Raw genomic sequence first — 18,644 nt, 5'->3', positions numbered from 1 at the left:
ATAATTATTACAGATAGTAATAGTAAGAATAGTTAATAGAAGTTAATGATAAAGTAGTTGAGTAAGAGAAGGAAATGTGTTAATAAACTTAACGAATACTACAAAAAGATCTATAAATTCTAATAAATTAATATCAACGTTATAAAACTAAAAAGAAGTAATGAATTATGTCAGTAATGTCAGGGGAAGTGTTGTTATCCGGGAGCGGTGGTGATTGGTTTGTCAATGATCATCTAGAAGGATGGTTAAATTATTTAGGACTCTATAATCCCTTTGGGTATCATGGAATAATTTTTGGAGATGATCATTTAGTAAATGGTAGTAGCCATAAAATAGCTGTGGTAGAATATGATGGTAATGATTTAGATGATTTTTATTTGTATAATAAGGTACTTGCTGAAGAGCTAATTATTTATTTACCTCAGTATACCAAAGTTAGAGGTTCTTTACATTTAGATCATGCAGCCAGGATTAGGTTAGTAGCGCCACAAGGTATCTCTCTTTCTGGGGTAGATTTTAATGGTTTAGAGGTAATAGTTAGCACGCATGATTTAGAGGAACTGGAACAAATATTAAATAATAAAGATGAGCTGAGAGCTAAGTCTGTTAGTAAAGTGGAGATTGCAGAGGTTAAGGGTCATGGTTTATGGATAGAGGCGTGTGCGGCGGTAGTTGGTGGAAATAATAGGATCAGTGATTTTAGGGCAGCTTTATATTGTAGTAAACCAATTGATGATTACTCGTTTAAGAGTTTACAAGGTAGCGTGCTAAGTAGTAGCGCAGTAGTGGTGGAAGATGATGGTAATAGTTTAGGAGTAAAGCTTGAGGGAAATATTGCTGCTCCTTTGATCAAGGTTAAAAGTAAGGAAGCATTTTGGTTAGAAGGGTCTATTACTGCAAGTGAAGTAGAAGTTGTAGGAAGTTCTGTGAGTCTTGTAGGGTTTGGTAGTATCAAATTAGCAAGCTATAGGAATCAAGATGGGATGGTAGGAGCGCCTGGCAGCTTAAATATTTATGGAGATCATGGAGTATTTGCGCCAAATTCGAGGATATATTATGCGCTTTATGAGATTATAGAATATATAGGAGAGTGTAAGGGGAGCGATGTTAAGCAAAAAAATAATATAGATCTTAAGAACTATAGCTGTATAGAGCAAGTATGTTTAAATAATGAGATTAGCTGGTTATTTGGTGATGAACGTGCAGCAAGCTTGGGTAATGCGAGAGAAGGTAATTTAGAGAATAAAGATAGGGTAATAGTAGATGGCATAAGCAGTTTGCCGTTAATCAAGTTACTGTTTAAGAATAGCTTAGAGCTTGGTGGAAGGGTTGAAGGAGAGAGCGGTGTAGGTATTGTAGGTCAGCTATTATTAAAGTTGGAAGAAGGTGCAAGAGTTAGCAGTAAGCAAGGTGCGATAAAGTTGATAGGGTCTGATAGTAAGTTTGGAGGAGAAGTAACAGGTGATTATGTAAATATAAATGCAGATAATGTAGAGTTTTTAGGTGAAATCAAAGCCTCAAATTTAAATATATTAGCAATGAATTTGAAGAATGGTAAGAGTGTAAAGGCTGATGAATTATGTCTTACCTTAGGGGGTAAGTTAGAAAATGATATAGGTGTAAGGATAGAATTTAAGGTAGGTAGCATTACCGCAGAAGAGTTGATTAATCGAGGAATAATAAAATCGGATTATGGGGTATTTAAGTTTGTAGGTAGATTTGAAAATGAAGGAGAGATTAGTAATGTAAGTGAAGATTCTGAGGCATCGCTGGAATTTTGGTCAGAAGAAGGAAGTTTAGTAAGTAGAGGTAGAATCAAGAGTAACTATTATGTAAAGTTTATAAGTGAAAAAGGAGAGATGGTAGTAGATAATATAGTGGTAGAGCATGGTAATATTTATCTATTTGGGAAGAAAGTTGTAAGTGGTGAATTAGTAGCAGCAGGTGTAGAGGTAAAGAGCAAGGATTGGCAGGCAAAGGATGTTAAGAGTAAGGTAATTAACTTTACCAATGAAAACCAAGATGAGAAGGTGTTATTTAGTGGTAAGACAGAGGTAGAAAAGTTATTTGTAACAGCAAATGAGCTAAGTTTTAGTGAAGAAAGTAGTATAGCAATAGGGAATATAATTTTAACTTTAACTGGCCTGTTAGAAAATAACAGTAAAAACCCAAGTAACTATGTAGGAGTATGGGTGCAGAAAGGAGGTCATATCTTTAATCATGGTTATCTTAAAATAGGAGATAGCCTCGATATGGAGAGTAACACAGGCTCGTTTTCGAATTATGGTATAGTAGAAGTTAAGAATATTGCCTCTATAAAAGCAAAAGATTTTGATATGGGAGAAAAGCTCTCAGGTAATTATCAGCAAATCATGGATAATAATTACCAGTTAACGATGGGTAATGGTGTTATAAAAATAGAGGAAAGATTTGCTAATTATGGAAAAATAGTAGCAACGAATGATTTAGAGATTGGTGCGGGAAGTGATCTTACGAGTTATAAGCATATAGAATCGAAGGAAGGTAATCTATATTTAAAGTCTGGTGGTAATGTTTATAGCTTTGATGGAGTTGTGAACCCATATAGTGAAATTTTAGCGCCAAAAGGTCGGATTAGTATAGCTGCAGATGGTCGGGTTCATATTTATATAATGAAGGCAAAGAATATTTATCTAAGTAGCAAAATAGAATATACGCATGCTGTGTTACTTCAAACTGAGGAAGATTTTGAGTTACGAGCACCTTATTATTTTAATCCTTGCGGAGGCAAAATAGAGGTAGGAGGGATGTGGCATTTAATTGATGAGGATCCGATAGGTGTGCGAGATATGGGAGCTAAGCAGCTAAGCTTCCATCAATTGAATAATGAGTGGAGTGTAGGCAGAGGTCTTCATTTTGTAGGGAAAGACTGGGTACAACACAGTGATTTTGAACTAGGTTCTGACTTAATTTTGGAGTTAAGTGGTAATTTTATTAATTATCAGAAGCTGATTATTCATGGTAAATTGGAGATAAAAGCTAATGATTTGGTTCTGAATGAAGGTTATATCCATACTGATGGAAGTATAGTAGTAGAAGCAATTAGGTTTGGTAACAAAAAGATATGGGATAGCGTACCCTCATATAAGACGTATGAATTTGATTCGATAGCAAGTTTTTCTGAGATTAGAGGAGAGATGGCAAAGCATAGAGGAGCTACGTTAGAAAACATCCTGGACTACTGGCAAGCGCATGATGCTAATGAGTTTAGTATTGATATAGATATAGATACCAATAAAGGTCAGATGCATGGTAGAGGAATCACAATTATCACGAGCTATGTCATACATAATGTTGAAGGAGCGCTTTTACATTCGTATGAAGGAATGAAGTTACAGGCGGGTGGAGAAGTAATCAATTATTATCATAAGCAAAAGAATGGGAAAAGTATCTATGGAGATGGTTATGATATAATGCCATCTTATATAATAGCAGATAATGGTGATATAGAAATCTATAGTAATGATAGAATATATAGTGGAGCTTCTGATATAATAGTGAAAAATGGCTATAAGTTAAAAGAGCATGCGAGATTAAATATAGGTCATGCAGCAGAAACAGGAGTATACATGCTAAGAGGTATTAGTTTGCCTGGTTGTAGAGATCCGCATGGTTCAGATGGGTTAAGTAAACATTGTTATGCAGAAACGAATGGGCTTTATTATTACCTAACGATGCACCCTTATCACTTTTCGCGTGCTGCGAATGTGTATGCGTCAGGAGGATTTCATGCTTATTCGGAGGAAGGTGCAGTCTCAGCGATAGGAGCGCAAATACTCTCGCATGGTGAAGTAGTGTTAGCAGGTAAGGATATTATTCAAAAGCCAGCTTTGGTAGGGAATCATTATATTGGAGGAATAACAGTCGGTCAAACGGTGAGTTATGATGCAAAAAATGATCTGATTTTATCTGGCGCGGTGATGACACAAGGCAATATGTATTTAAAAGTAGGCAGTGAAGCACATATAGAAAGCTTGCAGCATGTATATTTACAAAACTATATATGGACGAAGAAGTATAAAGAGGTAATATATAACATAGTGGTATCAGAGGTTCAGTTAGTTGCGGGTGGCGGCATAGAGATTAGCTGCGGGAAGATTTGTCATCTTAAGGGAGCTAAGCTTTACGCGCAAGATGATATATCGATTAGTGGTGAAAAAGTGGTAGCGGAGGTAGCGCACACAAAAGTAGAGAACATGATCGAGATCAAGAAGAAGCGGGGGTTTTTAGGGAGCAAGAGTATAGCAACAGCTTGGTGGGAGGATTCAAGTGTGGTGCCAACCTCTATTCATTCAAGTCATGGTAAGGTAACGATCAATGGTGAAGAAGTGGAAGGAAAAGGATTAAAAATTGCTGCTAAAGAAATGAATGTCAAAGGTAGCAAAAAGCTGGATTTATCAGAATTTATCTATCAAGAGAAAATGGAAATCAAAACGAAAAGCAGGGGTATTGGGGCGCCCAAGATAGATAAAGCACTATTTGCAAGTAAAATGGGTAAATCTTATATACCGATCTCTGCTCCAGCCCGAATTAGTCTTAGCAGCTGGTTTATAGATTCGGTGAAAGGAGCGAAAGCTGAAACTATAACAGATTTAGAGGGTCCGCTTGGGCTAGCGACGGATGTGCTTAGAGCAGGTCAAATCTATAATAAACTTCGGGCAGATAATGTATCGCCAAGTGCCTCATTAGCCCAAACTATGCTAGCGATGTTACCGAGTGTAAATTTTAACTTTGGAACAATCAAAACTTCTGTTACATTAGAAGAAAGAAAGGCAGTGCTGACGGAGCTATATGCTGAGAAGGTGGAGGTTGAATCAGGCGGAGATAGTAGCTTTAGTGGCACGCAAATAACAGCAGAAAAAGAAGCAAATGTTCATGTCAAAGGAAATGCGAAAATGGAAGCTGCGGTAGAGAGCAGAACTCAAGAAGGAGAGACGACAAGCCAGGGGCCAGTTGCAAGTGCGAACTTTAATGGCCTAACAGTTGCATTTAGCCATTCAGAGAGTGATTATACTGCATTTGGAAGCCATCATGTGCCCTCCTTTATCAAAGCACCTCAAGTGATGGTTGAAGTGGGCGGAGATTTAACTATCAAAGGTGCTTATATTAAAGGCCAGAAAGTTGAAGTAGCTGTTGCTAAAAAGTTACTGATTGAGTCGGTGCATGACATAAACTCTATGGAAGCAGATAGTTCGAGTATATCCCTTGGTGTCTCATTTACTCCAGCTGGCGTTGCACCAGCAGTCTCTTTTGGAGCAGGAGAATCTCATTCTAACAGTGAGCTAGTGAACTTTATCTCCGGGATTAGTGGTGAGGATGTATCTGTCACAGCAAATAAAATCCACCTGGTAGGGGCTGAAATCTATGGCACAGAAAAGCTTAAAGTAGTAGGGGATGTATCTAGTGAAGATATTGCTGAAACACGTGAATCTTCGAGCTATCATTTTGGGTTCTCGTTTGATCCAACTAAAGCAACGGGTGGAAGTGCGCTCACTTCAGTAAACTTTGGTGTAAATAACCATCATGATAACGGCGTGGTTCATTCGGGTTTAGGTGAAGCAGCAAAACATGAAGGCACGGATAAAGGCGGCTTCACCGCAAGCTTCCAGTGGAACACAGTGCTCTCTGAGGCTGCAACTAAAATTAAAGATTGGTTTACATCTCCTAAACCTGCAAATGATCATAAACCTAAAGTTGCTCCTGAATGGATTAATCCTGATGAAATAAATGGTAATAGTGAAGATCAGGAAAATGCTGATGAAGATAATATATCTAAAAACAATAAAGAAACCAAAAAGCCACAACCTAAGGTTGTAAAGAAAGAAGAGCAAGTAGCAAGAAAAACTGCTCCAAAGCCACAACCTAAGGTTGTAAAGAAAGAAGAGCAAGTAGCAAGAAAAACTGCTCCAGAAAATGCTATCTCAGATTATGAAAAAATAAATAATGAAGTAGATAAATTAGATATCTCTGATAAACACAAAAAGGAGCTGAAACAGGCAATCCATGGTGTTGTAGATGAGCTTTATAAGTCATCTCCGGCAGAAAGAGAGAGGATTATAGCAGATTTATCAGCTGGTAAATATACTGCTAAGGAGACTGTGCAACTAAAATCTGAAGGAAAGGGCTGGTTATCCACCCTTTGGAGTGAAACTTTTGGCAGCAAAGAGTTGGAGGCCCATACTGCTATAGCTATAGCTGCAGTTGAAACTTGCTTAGTGAATCCAGCCTGTAGTGCCTTACTCGTTGGCGCAGCAACAGCAGTATATGCAAAGATAGTTGATGCATTAAATAAAGGTATCATCCTAAGCACCCCAATCCACGAAAATAAGGGAAGTGTGCTAGATACACCAGCTCATAAAGAAGAAGGTAAAATCCTGCACACGCCATTCCCAAGTCAGGAAGGCGCTGATATTCTACATACACCACTACCAACCAGCAAACAGTCAGCAGATCAAGGCTTTGAAATCCCTGATTCTGATGTGGATATGACTATTTTATTTAAAAATACTTTTGATCCAGAAAAGGTCCAGTATGAAGATGCGCCATATCATCATCAAAACTCTCAAGGGATCAAGAATCCTGCGCCAACTAATCCATTACCAACTTTAAAGAATTCAGTAAAAATATCTGATAATAGTGATAGAAGAGTAGGGGTAGACGTAGAACATAAAGAATTTGTAATATTTGATAAAACAAGGAATTTACCTGATGGTGATTCTGTATATCATGGACATGTGAGGTCATGGAGTGGACTAGAGCAATCTCAAAAAAATGCTTTATTTGAAGCAGAAATGACTGATTTAAAAGGCAAAGTTAACCCTAAATACAGAGCTCAATATGAATGAAAAAGATTTTTGCTGTGAAGATATGCATAATTCTATAGAAAAGTATAAAATTGTTGATTATGAACAAATTGATAGGACATATGGTATATTATTTGGTGATGGCTATAATATGTTTTTACAATTTTGTCCATGGTGTGGAGTGAAATTAAAACATAGATTAGTAAAAGAATTATTTAAGTGTCTTAAGACAGAATACAAAATTGAAGAGCCAGATTTAACAAATTTTACTAATGTACCAGAAGAATTTAAGTCAGATGAGTGGTGGAAGAAGAGGGGCTTGTAGATGGTTGTGTATACAGCGATTAAATACAGCTAAAAGTTGAGTAAAATATGAGAGAAATTTCTGTCACAGCAAATAAAATCCACCTGGTAGGGGCTGAAATCTATGGCACAGAAAAGCTTAAAGTAGTAGGGGATGTATCTAGTGAAGATATTGCTGAAACACGTGAATCTTCGAGCTATCATTTTGGGTTCTCGTTTGATCCAACTAAAGCAACGGGTGGAAGTGCGCTCACTTCAGTAAACTTTGGTGTAAATAACCATCATGATAACGGCGTGGTTCATTCGGGTTTAGGTGAAGCAGCAAAACATGAAGGCACGGATAAAGGCGGCTTCACCGCAAGCTTCCAGTGGAACACAGTGCTCTCTGAGGCTGCAACTAAAATTAAAGATTGGTTTACATCTCCTAAACCTGCAAATGATCATAAACCTAAAGTTGCTCCTGAATGGATTAATCCTGATGAAGTTGTTTCTGGCGATGAGGGTAGCGGAGAGCCTAATCCTAAACAAACAGCAGGTATGAAATATATAGTGCAGCAAGGAGATAACTTATCTAAAATTGCTGAAAAATATGGGGTAACAGTTAAAGAATTAATGGATTTAAATCCGGAAATCACTGATCCAAATAAGATTAAGATTGGTCAAAAGGTGAAACTACCTGAAAATGCAAAAGTTAAAACTTTTATAAATAAAGATAAAACCCTTGAACATCATAAGATAGAAAACGGCGGAATGTTGCCAAATCCAAATTCTCAGGAAGCAAAAACTTGGGAGAATTATTTAACCAAGCACACGCCAATAGGTGATTTGACGCCGCAAGGCCAAAAGGCTTATAATGAGATTGCAAGTAAAATTGATGAGTTGAATTTAAGTGATGCTGAAAAATTAAAATACCAAAAAGCAGCTTATAAATTGCTTGTAAATATGGAAAATAGTAGCACTGAAGATAGATTTGAAATAATGCAATCTCTATCAAATGCAGCAAATGGAAAATCTAAAGGTTCCTTTGGAATTTCTGATGCAAATGCAGCAGTCCCAGCTATTTTAGGTATACCTTATTTAGCAGAATTGCTGGGTGCAAGTGTTGTTGTAACGATGCTTAGTAAATATCTAGAAGATCATCCAATTACCTGGAAAGGATTTAGTGGAGCGGCACAGTATGATGGAGATGTACTTGAAAAAAGTAAGCATAAAGATTCGTCTAGCATAAAGCTAAAAACAGGCGGTGTAGATATGGGAGCTCCCGATCCTGACTTTGACCCAGAAGATGATAATGAACGAAAAACTAATCCAACCAAAGCTGAAAGTAAAATTTGGCAGGAACTTGAACCTTATAAAGGTAAAACTCGTACAAATGGCTTGAGTGGGAAAGAAAGAAGATATTATGAATGGGATAATTTACATAATGATATAGAGGTTTTTGATCATAAAGGAAAACATTTAGGATCTATGAATCCTAAAACAGGAGTGATGTATAAGCAACCTAAAGGCCATAAGCCCTCTATTAAAAATTAGGAGAGAATATGTTTAAAGGTAAGATTGAAGGAAAATTGTTAAATTTTTTTGATAAAAATTCAGGTAATTTGCCAATCAAATGTTGTAAAGACATGGTTTTTCATATTGCTCATAAAGAAATACATTTTTCTTATTTAGACCGTACTAGAGAGTATGTAATTCATTATATGGATATATTTGGCGAAAATAGTGTTCAGATAGTTAACTTTTGTCCATGGTGCGGGGCAAAATTACCTAAAAGTTTACGAGATGAATATTTTGATATTATTTACGATGAATTAGGTATGGATGATGAATTTGATCCTAATTTACCAGAAGAATTTAAGTCAGATGAGTGGTGGAAGAAGAGGGGTTTATAAAATAGAGATTGTGTATAAGATAATAAATACAACTAATAGTTGAGTCAAGATGTGAAAGTATTTTGCAGTAAAAAACTTAAAGTAATAGGTGAGGTATCTAGTGAAGATATTGCTGAAACACGTGAATCTTCGAGCTATCATTTTGGGTTCTCGTTTGATCCAACTAAAGCAACGGGTGGAAGTGCGCTCACTTCAGTAAACTTTGGAGTGAGTGATAAACACGATAATGGTGTCGTCCACTCTGGTTTAGGTGAAGAAGCAAAACACGAAGGCACGGATAAAGGAGGCTTTACCGTTAGTGGCCAGTGGAACACAGTGCTCTCTGAGGCTGCAACTAAAATTAAAGATTGGTTTAAGGGTGAAGAACCAAAAGCTCCTCCTCCAAATCCAGCCAATGACTGGATTAATCCTGATGAGATAGCGGGTAATAGCGAAGATCAGGAAAATGCTGATGAAGATAATATATCTAAAAACAATAAAGAAACCAAAAAGCCACAACCTAAGGTTGCAAAGAAAGAAGAGCAAGTTGCAACGAAAACTGCTCCAGAAAATGCTATCTCAGATTATGAAAAAATAAATAATGAAGTAGATAAATTAGATATCTCTGATAAACCCAAAAAGGAGCTGAAACAGGCAATCCATAGTGTTGTGGATGAGCTTTATAAGGCATCTCCGGCAGAAAGAGAGAGGATTATAGCAGATTTATCAGCTGGTAAATATACTGCTAAGGAGACTGTGCAACTAAAATCTGAAGGAAAGGGCTGGTTATCCACCCTTTGGAGTGAAACTTTTGGCAGCAAAGAGTTGGAGGCCCATCCTGCTATAGCTATAGCAGCAGTTGAAACTTGTTTAGTGAATCCAGCCTGTAGTGCCTTACTCGTTGGCGCAGCAACAGCAGTATATGCAAAAATAGTTGATGCATTAAATAAAGGTATCATCCTAAGCACCCCAATCCACGAAAATAAGGGCAGTGTGCTAGATACTCCTGCTCATAAAGAAGAAGAAAAAATCTTATACACGCCACTACCCGAAGCAGAAGGTGCAAAGATACTACATACGCCAATTCCTGGAGGAAAAAACTACGCTGACCAAGGCTTTGAAATCCCTGATTCTGATGTGGATATGAGCATCCTGATGAATGAAGGCTGGGATGACTGGGCAGTTGATAATTACGACAAAGCTATGCTTCATGGCACATTCGGAAAATTCTACCAAGATCCTAAAGCTGTAAGTGAGAATGGTAATAGAATTTGGTGGAGTAAAGATACGGCCAAACATGGTGGATCAGAGTGGAAAGTATTTGAAAGTGGTAGAGGTGGTTTAAAGTGGTATAAGGATGCAGATAAATATGGAAATTATATTGAAGGTAAACATAAAAGTGATACAGGTTTCTTTATTCCATGGGATCAATTAAGAGGTATACATGTCAAATCAAAAAAATAATAGTATAAAATATTGTTGTGAACATATGGAGGGTGTATTAGATAAATATAAGGTATTATCCTATTCTGATGCTGGAAGATGTTATGCAATAGATTTGTTAATAGGAGCTAATAAAGAATTATACTATTGTCCCTGGTGTGGAACAAAACTTCCAAAATCTCTTGATATAAAATGGATGCAAGTACTTCGAGAAGAATATGGAATAAAAGATCCCATCTTTGATGATGCAGATAAAGTCCCTCCGGAGTTCCATACAGATGAATGGTGGAAGAAGAGAGGTTTGTAGGCGGTTGTGTATAAAAGAAAGATATACAACTTTTAGTTGCGTGTTGTCGAACACGATGTATAGATAAATTAAAGCTTGCGCAGCGCGCAACCCATTATAGCGCTGTAGCAAGCAAGCTTTAATGAATCATTCTAGATTATTTTTAAGATAATAATTGATTATATATCAAAAATGATATAAGATTTTTATATGGATAGTAAAGAATGGAAAATAGTTTTTTTAAATCGTAAAGCAGAAGATGAGTTTCATCAGCTTCCCAGTGAGATGAAGGCCCATTATTGGCATATCGTATCTTTGATAAAAGAATTTGGTCCACATAATGTAGGTATGCCGCATATTAAGCTAATAGTAAAGAAAATATGGGAAATACGAGTTAGAGGGAAAGATGGTATAGCACGAGTATTATATACAACTATAGTGAATAGGAAATTGGTTATTTTGCGAGTATTTATTAAAAAAACGCAAAAAACTCCGGATGCAGAGATTAGAATAGCATTAAAAAGATTAAAAGAGGTGGAAGAATGAATCTCGATTTTGACAAAGCAATAAAAAAATTGGAAAAAAATAAAGAAGTAAAACAGTATTATGATGAGTTAGCTCCTAAATACGCAATTGTCCGCAATCTTATAAAAGCTAGAATTGAGTCTGGCCTATCGCAAGAAGAGATTGCTGAGCGTATGAAAACTTCACAATCAGCAATAGCACGTCTTGAGAGTGGTAAGCAATTACCTAGTCTTGCTACTTTATTTAAGTATGCAGAAGCTACTGGTACAATTCCAGTGATAAATTTTGTGCATCCTAAGCATTAATATTCAAATTTTTTGGTACAGCAACTGACTGAAGGGTTATGCTTTATAGCTCTTAAGTTTCTTATAGCTTTGATTATAAGTGGCTTTAGTGGTGTATTATTATAGTTATACAATCTATAAATAATTTAAAAATTTCCTCAATTATCTTACTTTAAACGAAGCTTTAGCATAATTATTACAGATAGTAATAGTAAGAATAGTTAATAGAAGTTAATGATAAAGTAGTTGAGTAAGAGAAGGAAATGTGTTAATAAACTTAACGAATACTACAAAAAGATCTATAAATTCTAATAAATTAATATCAACGTTATAAAACTAAAAAGAAGTAATGAATTATGTCAGTAATGTCAGGGGAAGTGTTGTTATCCGGGAGCGGTGGTGATTGGTTTGTCAATGATCATCTAGAAGGATGGTTAAATTATTTAGGACTCTATAATCCCTTTGGGTATCATGGAATAATTTTTGGAGATGATCATTTAGTAAATGGTAGTAGCCATAAAATAGCTGTGGTAGAATATGATGGTAATGATTTAGATGATTTTTATTTGTATAATAAGGTACTTGCTGAAGAGCTAATTATTTATTTACCTCAGTATACCAAAGTTAGAGGTTCTTTACATTTAGATCATGCAGCCAGGATTAGGTTAGTAGCGCCACAAGGTATCTCTCTTTCTGGGGTAGATTTTAATGGTTTAGAGGTAATAGTTAGCACGCATGATTTAGAGGAACTGGAACAAATATTAAATAATAAAGATGAGCTGAGAGCTAAGTCTGTTAGTAAAGTGGAGATTGCAGAGGTTAAGGGTCATGGTTTATGGATAGAGGCGTGTGCGGCGGTAGTTGGTGGAAATAATAGGATCAGTGATTTTAGGGCAGCTTTATATTGTAGTAAACCAATTGATGATTACTCGTTTAAGAGTTTACAAGGTAGCGTGCTAAGTAGTAGCGCAGTAGTGGTGGAAGATGATGGTAATAGTTTAGGAGTAAAGCTTGAGGGAAATATTGCTGCTCCTTTGATCAAGGTTAAAAGTAAGGAAGCATTTTGGTTAGAAGGGTCTATTACTGCAAGTGAAGTAGAAGTTGTAGGAAGTTCTGTGAGTCTTGTAGGGTTTGGTAGTATCAAATTAGCAAGCTATAGGAATCAAGATGGGATGGTAGGAGCGCCTGGCAGCTTAAATATTTATGGAGATCATGGAGTATTTGCGCCAAATTCGAGGATATATTATGCGCTTTATGAGATTATAGAATATATAGGAGAGTGTAAGGGGAGCGATGTTAAGCAAAAAAATAATATAGATCTTAAGAACTATAGCTGTATAGAGCAAGTATGTTTAAATAATGAGATTAGCTGGTTATTTGGTGATGAACGTGCAGCAAGCTTGGGTAATGCGAGAGAAGGTAATTTAGAGAATAAAGATAGGGTAATAGTAGATGGCATAAGCAGTTTGCCGTTAATCAAGTTACTGTTTAAGAATAGCTTAGAGCTTGGTGGAAGGGTTGAAGGAGAGAGCGGTGTAGGTATTGTAGGTCAGCTATTATTAAAGTTGGAAGAAGGTGCAAGAGTTAGCAGTAAGCAAGGTGCGATAAAGTTGATAGGGTCTGATAGTAAGTTTGGAGGAGAAGTAACAGGTGATTATGTAAATATAAATGCAGATAATGTAGAGTTTTTAGGTGAAATCAAAGCCTCAAATTTAAATATATTAGCAATGAATTTGAAGAATGGTAAGAGTGTAAAGGCTGATGAATTATGTCTTACCTTAGGGGGTAAGTTAGAAAATGATATAGGTGTAAGGATAGAATTTAAGGTAGGTAGCATTACCGCAGAAGAGTTGATTAATCGAGGAATAATAAAATCGGATTATGGGGTATTTAAGTTTGTAGGTAGATTTGAAAATGAAGGAGAGATTAGTAATGTAAGTGAAGATTCTGAGGCATCGCTGGAATTTTGGTCAGAAGAAGGAAGTTTAGTAAGTAGAGGTAGAATCAAGAGTAACTATTATGTAAAGTTTATAAGTGAAAAAGGAGAGATGGTAGTAGATAATATAGTGGTAGAGCATGGTAATATTTATCTATTTGGGAAGAAAGTTGTAAGTGGTGAATTAGTAGCAGCAGGTGTAGAGGTAAAGAGCAAGGATTGGCAGGCAAAGGATGTTAAGAGTAAGGTAATTAACTTTACCAATGAAAACCAAGATGAGAAGGTGTTATTTAGTGGTAAGACAGAGGTAGAAAAGTTATTTGTAACAGCAAATGAGCTAAGTTTTAGTGAAGAAAGTAGTATAGCAATAGGGAATATAATTTTAACTTTAACTGGCCTGTTAGAAAATAACAGTAAAAACCCAAGTAACTATGTAGGAGTATGGGTGCAGAAAGGAGGTCATATCTTTAATCATGGTTATCTTAAAATAGGAGATAGCCTCGATATGGAGAGTAACACAGGCTCGTTTTCGAATTATGGTATAGTAGAAGTTAAGAATATTGCCTCTATAAAAGCAAAAGATTTTGATATGGGAGAAAAGCTCTCAGGTAATTATCAGCAAATCATGGATAATAATTACCAGTTAACGATGGGTAATGGTGTTATAAAAATAGAGGAAAGATTTGCTAATTATGGAAAAATAGTAGCAACGAATGATTTAGAGATTGGTGCGGGAAGTGATCTTACGAGTTATAAGCATATAGAATCGAAGGAAGGTAATCTATATTTAAAGTCTGGTGGTAATGTTTATAGCTTTGATGGAGTTGTGAACCCATATAGTGAAATTTTAGCGCCAAAAGGTCGGATTAGTATAGCTGCAGATGGTCGGGTTCATATTTATATAATGAAGGCAAAGAATATTTATCTAAGTAGCAAAATAGAATATACGCATGCTGTGTTACTTCAAACTGAGGAAGATTTTGAGTTACGAGCACCTTATTATTTTAATCCTTGCGGAGGCAAAATAGAGGTAGGAGGGATGTGGCATTTAATTGATGAGGATCCGATAGGTGTGCGAGATATGGGAGCTAAGCAGCTAAGCTTCCATCAATTGAATAATGAGTGGAGTGTAGGCAGAGGTCTTCATTTTGTAGGGAAAGACTGGGTACAACACAGTGATTTTGAACTAGGTTCTGACTTAATTTTGGAGTTAAGTGGTAATTTTATTAATTATCAGAAGCTGATTATTCATGGTAAATTGGAGATAAAAGCTAATGATTTGGTTCTGAATGAAGGTTATATCCATACTGATGGAAGTATAGTAGTAGAAGCAATTAGGTTTGGTAACAAAAAGATATGGGATAGCGTACCCTCATATAAGACGTATGAATTTGATTCGATAGCAAGTTTTTCTGAGATTAGAGGAGAGATGGCAAAGCATAGAGGAGCTACGTTAGAAAACATCCTGGACTACTGGCAAGCGCATGATGCTAATGAGTTTAGTATTGATATAGATATAGATACCAATAAAGGTCAGATGCATGGTAGAGGAATCACAATTATCACGAGCTATGTCATACATAATGTTGAAGGAGCGCTTTTACATTCGTATGAAGGAATGAAGTTACAGGCGGGTGGAGAAGTAATCAATTATTATCATAAGCAAAAGAATGGGAAAAGTATCTATGGAGATGGTTATGATATAATGCCATCTTATATAATAGCAGATAATGGTGATATAGAAATCTATAGTAATGATAGAATATATAGTGGAGCTTCTGATATAATAGTGAAAAATGGCTATAAGTTAAAAGAGCATGCGAGATTAAATATAGGTCATGCAGCAGAAACAGGAGTATACATGCTAAGAGGTATTAGTTTGCCTGGTTGTAGAGATCCGCATGGTTCAGATGGGTTAAGTAAACATTGTTATGCAGAAACGAATGGGCTTTATTATTACCTAACGATGCACCCTTATCACTTTTCGCGTGCTGCGAATGTGTATGCGTCAGGAGGATTTCATGCTTATTCGGAGGAAGGTGCAGTCTCAGCGATAGGAGCGCAAATACTCTCGCATGGTGAAGTAGTGTTAGCAGGTAAGGATATTATTCAAAAGCCAGCTTTGGTAGGGAATCATTATATTGGAGGAATAACAGTCGGTCAAACGGTGAGTTATGATGCAAAAAATGATCTGATTTTATCTGGCGCGGTGATGACACAAGGCAATATGTATTTAAAAGTAGGCAGTGAAGCACATATAGAAAGCTTGCAGCATGTATATTTACAAAACTATATATGGACGAAGAAGTATAAAGAGGTAATATATAACATAGTGGTATCAGAGGTTCAGTTAGTTGCGGGTGGCGGCATAGAGATTAGCTGCGGGAAGATTTGTCATCTTAAGGGAGCTAAGCTTTACGCGCAAGATGATATATCGATTAGTGGTGAAAAAGTGGTAGCGGAGGTAGCGCACACAAAAGTAGAGAACATGATCGAGATCAAGAAGAAGCGGGGGTTTTTAGGGAGCAAGAGTATAGCAACAGCTTGGTGGGAGGATTCAAGTGTGGTGCCAACCTCTATTCATTCAAGTCATGGTAAGGTAACGATCAATGGTGAAGAAGTGGAAGGAAAAGGATTAAAAATTGCTGCTAAAGAAATGAATGTCAAAGGTAGCAAAAAGCTGGATTTATCAGAATTTATCTATCAAGAGAAAATGGAAATCAAAACGAAAAGCAGGGGTATTGGGGCGCCCAAGATAGATAAAGCACTATTTGCAAGTAAAATGGGTAAATCTTATATACCGATCTCTGCTCCAGCCCGAATTAGTCTTAGCAGCTGGTTTATAGATTCGGTGAAAGGAGCGAAAGCTGAAACTATAACAGATTTAGAGGGTCCGCTTGGGCTAGCGACGGATGTGCTTAGAGCAGGTCAAATCTATAATAAACTTCGGGCAGATAATGTATCGCCAAGTGCCTCATTAGCCCAAACTATGCTAGCGATGTTACCGAGTGTAAATTTTAACTTTGGAACAATCAAAACTTCTGTTACATTAGAAGAAAGAAAGGCAGTGCTGACGGAGCTATATGCTGAGAAGGTGGAGGTTGAATCAGGCGGAGATAGTAGCTTTAGTGGCACGCAAATAACAGCAGAAAAAGAAGCAAATGTTCATGTCAAAGGAAATGCGAAAATGGAAGCTGCGGTAGAGAGCAGAACTCAAGAAGGAGAGACGACAAGCCAGGGGCCAGTTGCAAGTGCGAACTTTAATGGCCTAACAGTTGCATTTAGCCATTCAGAGAGTGATTATACTGCATTTGGAAGCCATCATGTGCCCTCCTTTATCAAAGCACCTCAAGTGATGGTTGAAGTGGGCGGAGATTTAACTATCAAAGGTGCTTATATTAAAGGCCAGAAAGTTGAAGTAGCTGTTGCTAAAAAGTTACTGATTGAGTCGGTGCATGACATAAACTCTATGGAAGCAGATAGTTCGAGTATATCCCTTGGTGTCTCATTTACTCCAGCTGGCGTTGCACCAGCAGTCTCTTTTGGAGCAGGAGAATCTCATTCTAACAGTGAGCTAGTGAACTTTATCTCCGGGATTAGTGGTGAGGATGTATCTGTCACAGCAAATAAAATCCACCTGGTAGGGGCTGAAATCTATGGCACAGAAAAGCTTAAAGTAGTAGGGGATGTATCTAGTGAAGATATTGCTGAAACACGTGAATCTTCGAGCTATCATTTTGGGTTCTCGTTTGATCCAACTAAAGCAACGGGTGGAAGTGCGCTCACTTCAGTAAACTTTGGTGTAAATAACCATCATGATAACGGCGTGGTTCATTCGGGTTTAGGTGAAGCAGCAAAACATGAAGGCACGGATAAAGGCGGCTTCACCGCAAGCTTCCAGTGGAACACAGTGCTCTCTGAGGCTGCAACTAAAATTAAAGATTGGTTTACATCTCCTAAACCTGCAAATGATCATAAACCTAAAGTTGCTCCTGAATGGATTAATCCTGATGAAATAAATGGTAATAGTGAAGATCAGGAAAATGCTGATGAAGATAATATATCTAAAAACAATAAAGAAACCAAAAAGCCACAACCTAAGGTTGTAAAGAAAGAAGAGCAAGTAGCAAGAAAAACTGCTCCAAAGCCACAACCTAAGGTTGTAAAGAAAGAAGAGCAAGTAGCAAGAAAAACTGCTCCAGAAAATGCTATCTCAGATTATGAAAAAATAAATAATGAAGTAGATAAATTAGATATCTCTGATAAACACAAAAAGGAGCTGAAACAGGCAATCCATGGTGTTGTAGATGAGCTTTATAAGTCATCTCCGGCAGAAAGAGAGAGGATTATAGCAGATTTATCAGCTGGTAAATATACTGCTAAGGAGACTGTGCAACTAAAATCTGAAGGAAAGGGCTGGTTATCCACCCTTTGGAGTGAAACTTTTGGCAGCAAAGAGTTGGAGGCCCATACTGCTATAGCTATAGCTGCAGTTGAAACTTGCTTAGTGAATCCAGCCTGTAGTGCCTTACTCGTTGGCGCAGCAACAGCAGTATATGCAAAGATAGTTGATGCATTAAATAAAGGTATCATCCTAAGCACCCCAATCCACGAAAATAAGGGAAGTGTGCTAGATACACCAGCTCATAAAGAGGAATCGCAGGATAAAGGCTATACTCCATGGGACGGAGCAGGCTTCAAAGATCAAGGTTTTACCCCTGCTAACCTGAACTCAGATACTCCTGGCTTTGATATTCATACCGGTGATGATATGAGTATACTTTACTATGATGATTCTGGTGATACGATATATGAATACTGGCCTAAATACGTGGAACATAAAGGGAATAAAGTTTATCAGCGTGATGATTTAATTGATCCGTCAAGGATAAATCCTAAGAATAAAAAAACTAGTTTAGAGAATATGAAGAATGGCCAAGCGCCTACTGGTCCTGATAATAGGCCAGTAAACTTACATCATTTAATCCAAACTGAAGCGGGAGGAGTAGCAGAAGTAACTGAAAAAATGCATCAGGATTTTACAAAAATATTACATATTAACCCTTCATCTTTTGGTTCTGGTATTGATAGAAAAGAATTTGATAAATGGAGAAGTCAATATTGGAAAGAAAGAGCAAAAGGTTTTGAATAGGA

The 18,644-nt window shown here is 36.9% G+C and carries 9 protein-coding genes; all 9 read left to right on the top strand.

All coding sequences use genetic code 11. From position 1 onward, the window contains the following. Positions 1 to 167 precede the first annotated feature (167 nt). The 9 genes from NOVO_09090 (at position 168) to NOVO_09050 (ending at position 18,642) form a co-directional block, all read left to right on the top strand. Complete coding sequence (locus tag NOVO_09090; protein AIL66132.1) at positions 168 to 6,884, top strand: hypothetical protein; 6,717 nt, start codon at positions 168 to 170, stop codon at positions 6,882 to 6,884. Further along, positions 6,877 to 7,167 carry a hypothetical protein gene (locus tag NOVO_09085; protein AIL66131.1) on the top strand — a complete coding sequence of 97 codons (291 nt, stop codon included), beginning with the start codon at positions 6,877 to 6,879 and terminating at the stop codon, positions 7,165 to 7,167. The genes NOVO_09090 and NOVO_09085 overlap by 8 nt, the downstream gene beginning before the upstream one ends. A gap of 47 nt (positions 7,168 to 7,214) precedes the next feature. After that, positions 7,215 to 8,678 carry a Cytotoxic domain protein gene (locus NOVO_09080; GenBank protein ID AIL66130.1) on the top strand — a complete coding sequence of 488 codons (1,464 nt, stop codon included), beginning with the start codon at positions 7,215 to 7,217 and terminating at the stop codon, positions 8,676 to 8,678. A gap of 8 nt (positions 8,679 to 8,686) precedes the next feature. Next, positions 8,687 to 9,037: a hypothetical protein gene (locus tag NOVO_09075; protein ID AIL66129.1), complete on the top strand. Its 351-nt coding sequence runs from the start codon at positions 8,687 to 8,689 to the stop codon at positions 9,035 to 9,037. Between the two features lie 51 nt (positions 9,038 to 9,088). Continuing rightward, the gene (locus NOVO_09070) at positions 9,089 to 10,480 is read left to right on the top strand and encodes a hypothetical protein (GenBank protein ID AIL66128.2); all 1,392 of its coding nucleotides are present in this window, start codon (positions 9,089 to 9,091) and stop codon (positions 10,478 to 10,480) included. Then, the gene (locus NOVO_09065; GenBank protein AIL66127.1) at positions 10,461 to 10,766 is read left to right on the top strand and encodes a hypothetical protein; all 306 of its coding nucleotides are present in this window, start codon (positions 10,461 to 10,463) and stop codon (positions 10,764 to 10,766) included. The genes NOVO_09070 and NOVO_09065 overlap by 20 nt, the downstream gene beginning before the upstream one ends. A gap of 189 nt (positions 10,767 to 10,955) precedes the next feature. After that, positions 10,956 to 11,291 carry a Phage-related protein gene (locus tag NOVO_09060; GenBank protein AIL66126.1) on the top strand — a complete coding sequence of 112 codons (336 nt, stop codon included), beginning with the start codon at positions 10,956 to 10,958 and terminating at the stop codon, positions 11,289 to 11,291. After that, a complete protein-coding gene (locus tag NOVO_09055) occupies positions 11,288 to 11,575 on the top strand; it encodes a helix-turn-helix protein (protein ID AIL66125.1) in 288 nt (95 codons plus the stop codon). The genes NOVO_09060 and NOVO_09055 overlap by 4 nt, the downstream gene beginning before the upstream one ends. A 335-nt stretch (positions 11,576 to 11,910) precedes the next feature. Further along, complete coding sequence (locus NOVO_09050; GenBank protein AIL66124.1) at positions 11,911 to 18,642, top strand: hypothetical protein; 6,732 nt, start codon at positions 11,911 to 11,913, stop codon at positions 18,640 to 18,642. The last annotated feature ends 2 nt before the right edge of the window (positions 18,643 to 18,644 follow it).

The sequence above is a fragment of the Rickettsiales bacterium Ac37b genome (assembly GCA_000746585.2).
Taxonomy (GTDB): domain Bacteria; phylum Pseudomonadota; class Alphaproteobacteria; order Rickettsiales; family Arcanibacteraceae; genus Ac37b.
The sequence above is the reverse complement of the archived record's forward strand: the minus strand, read 5'-3'. Positions and strand labels throughout refer to the sequence as shown.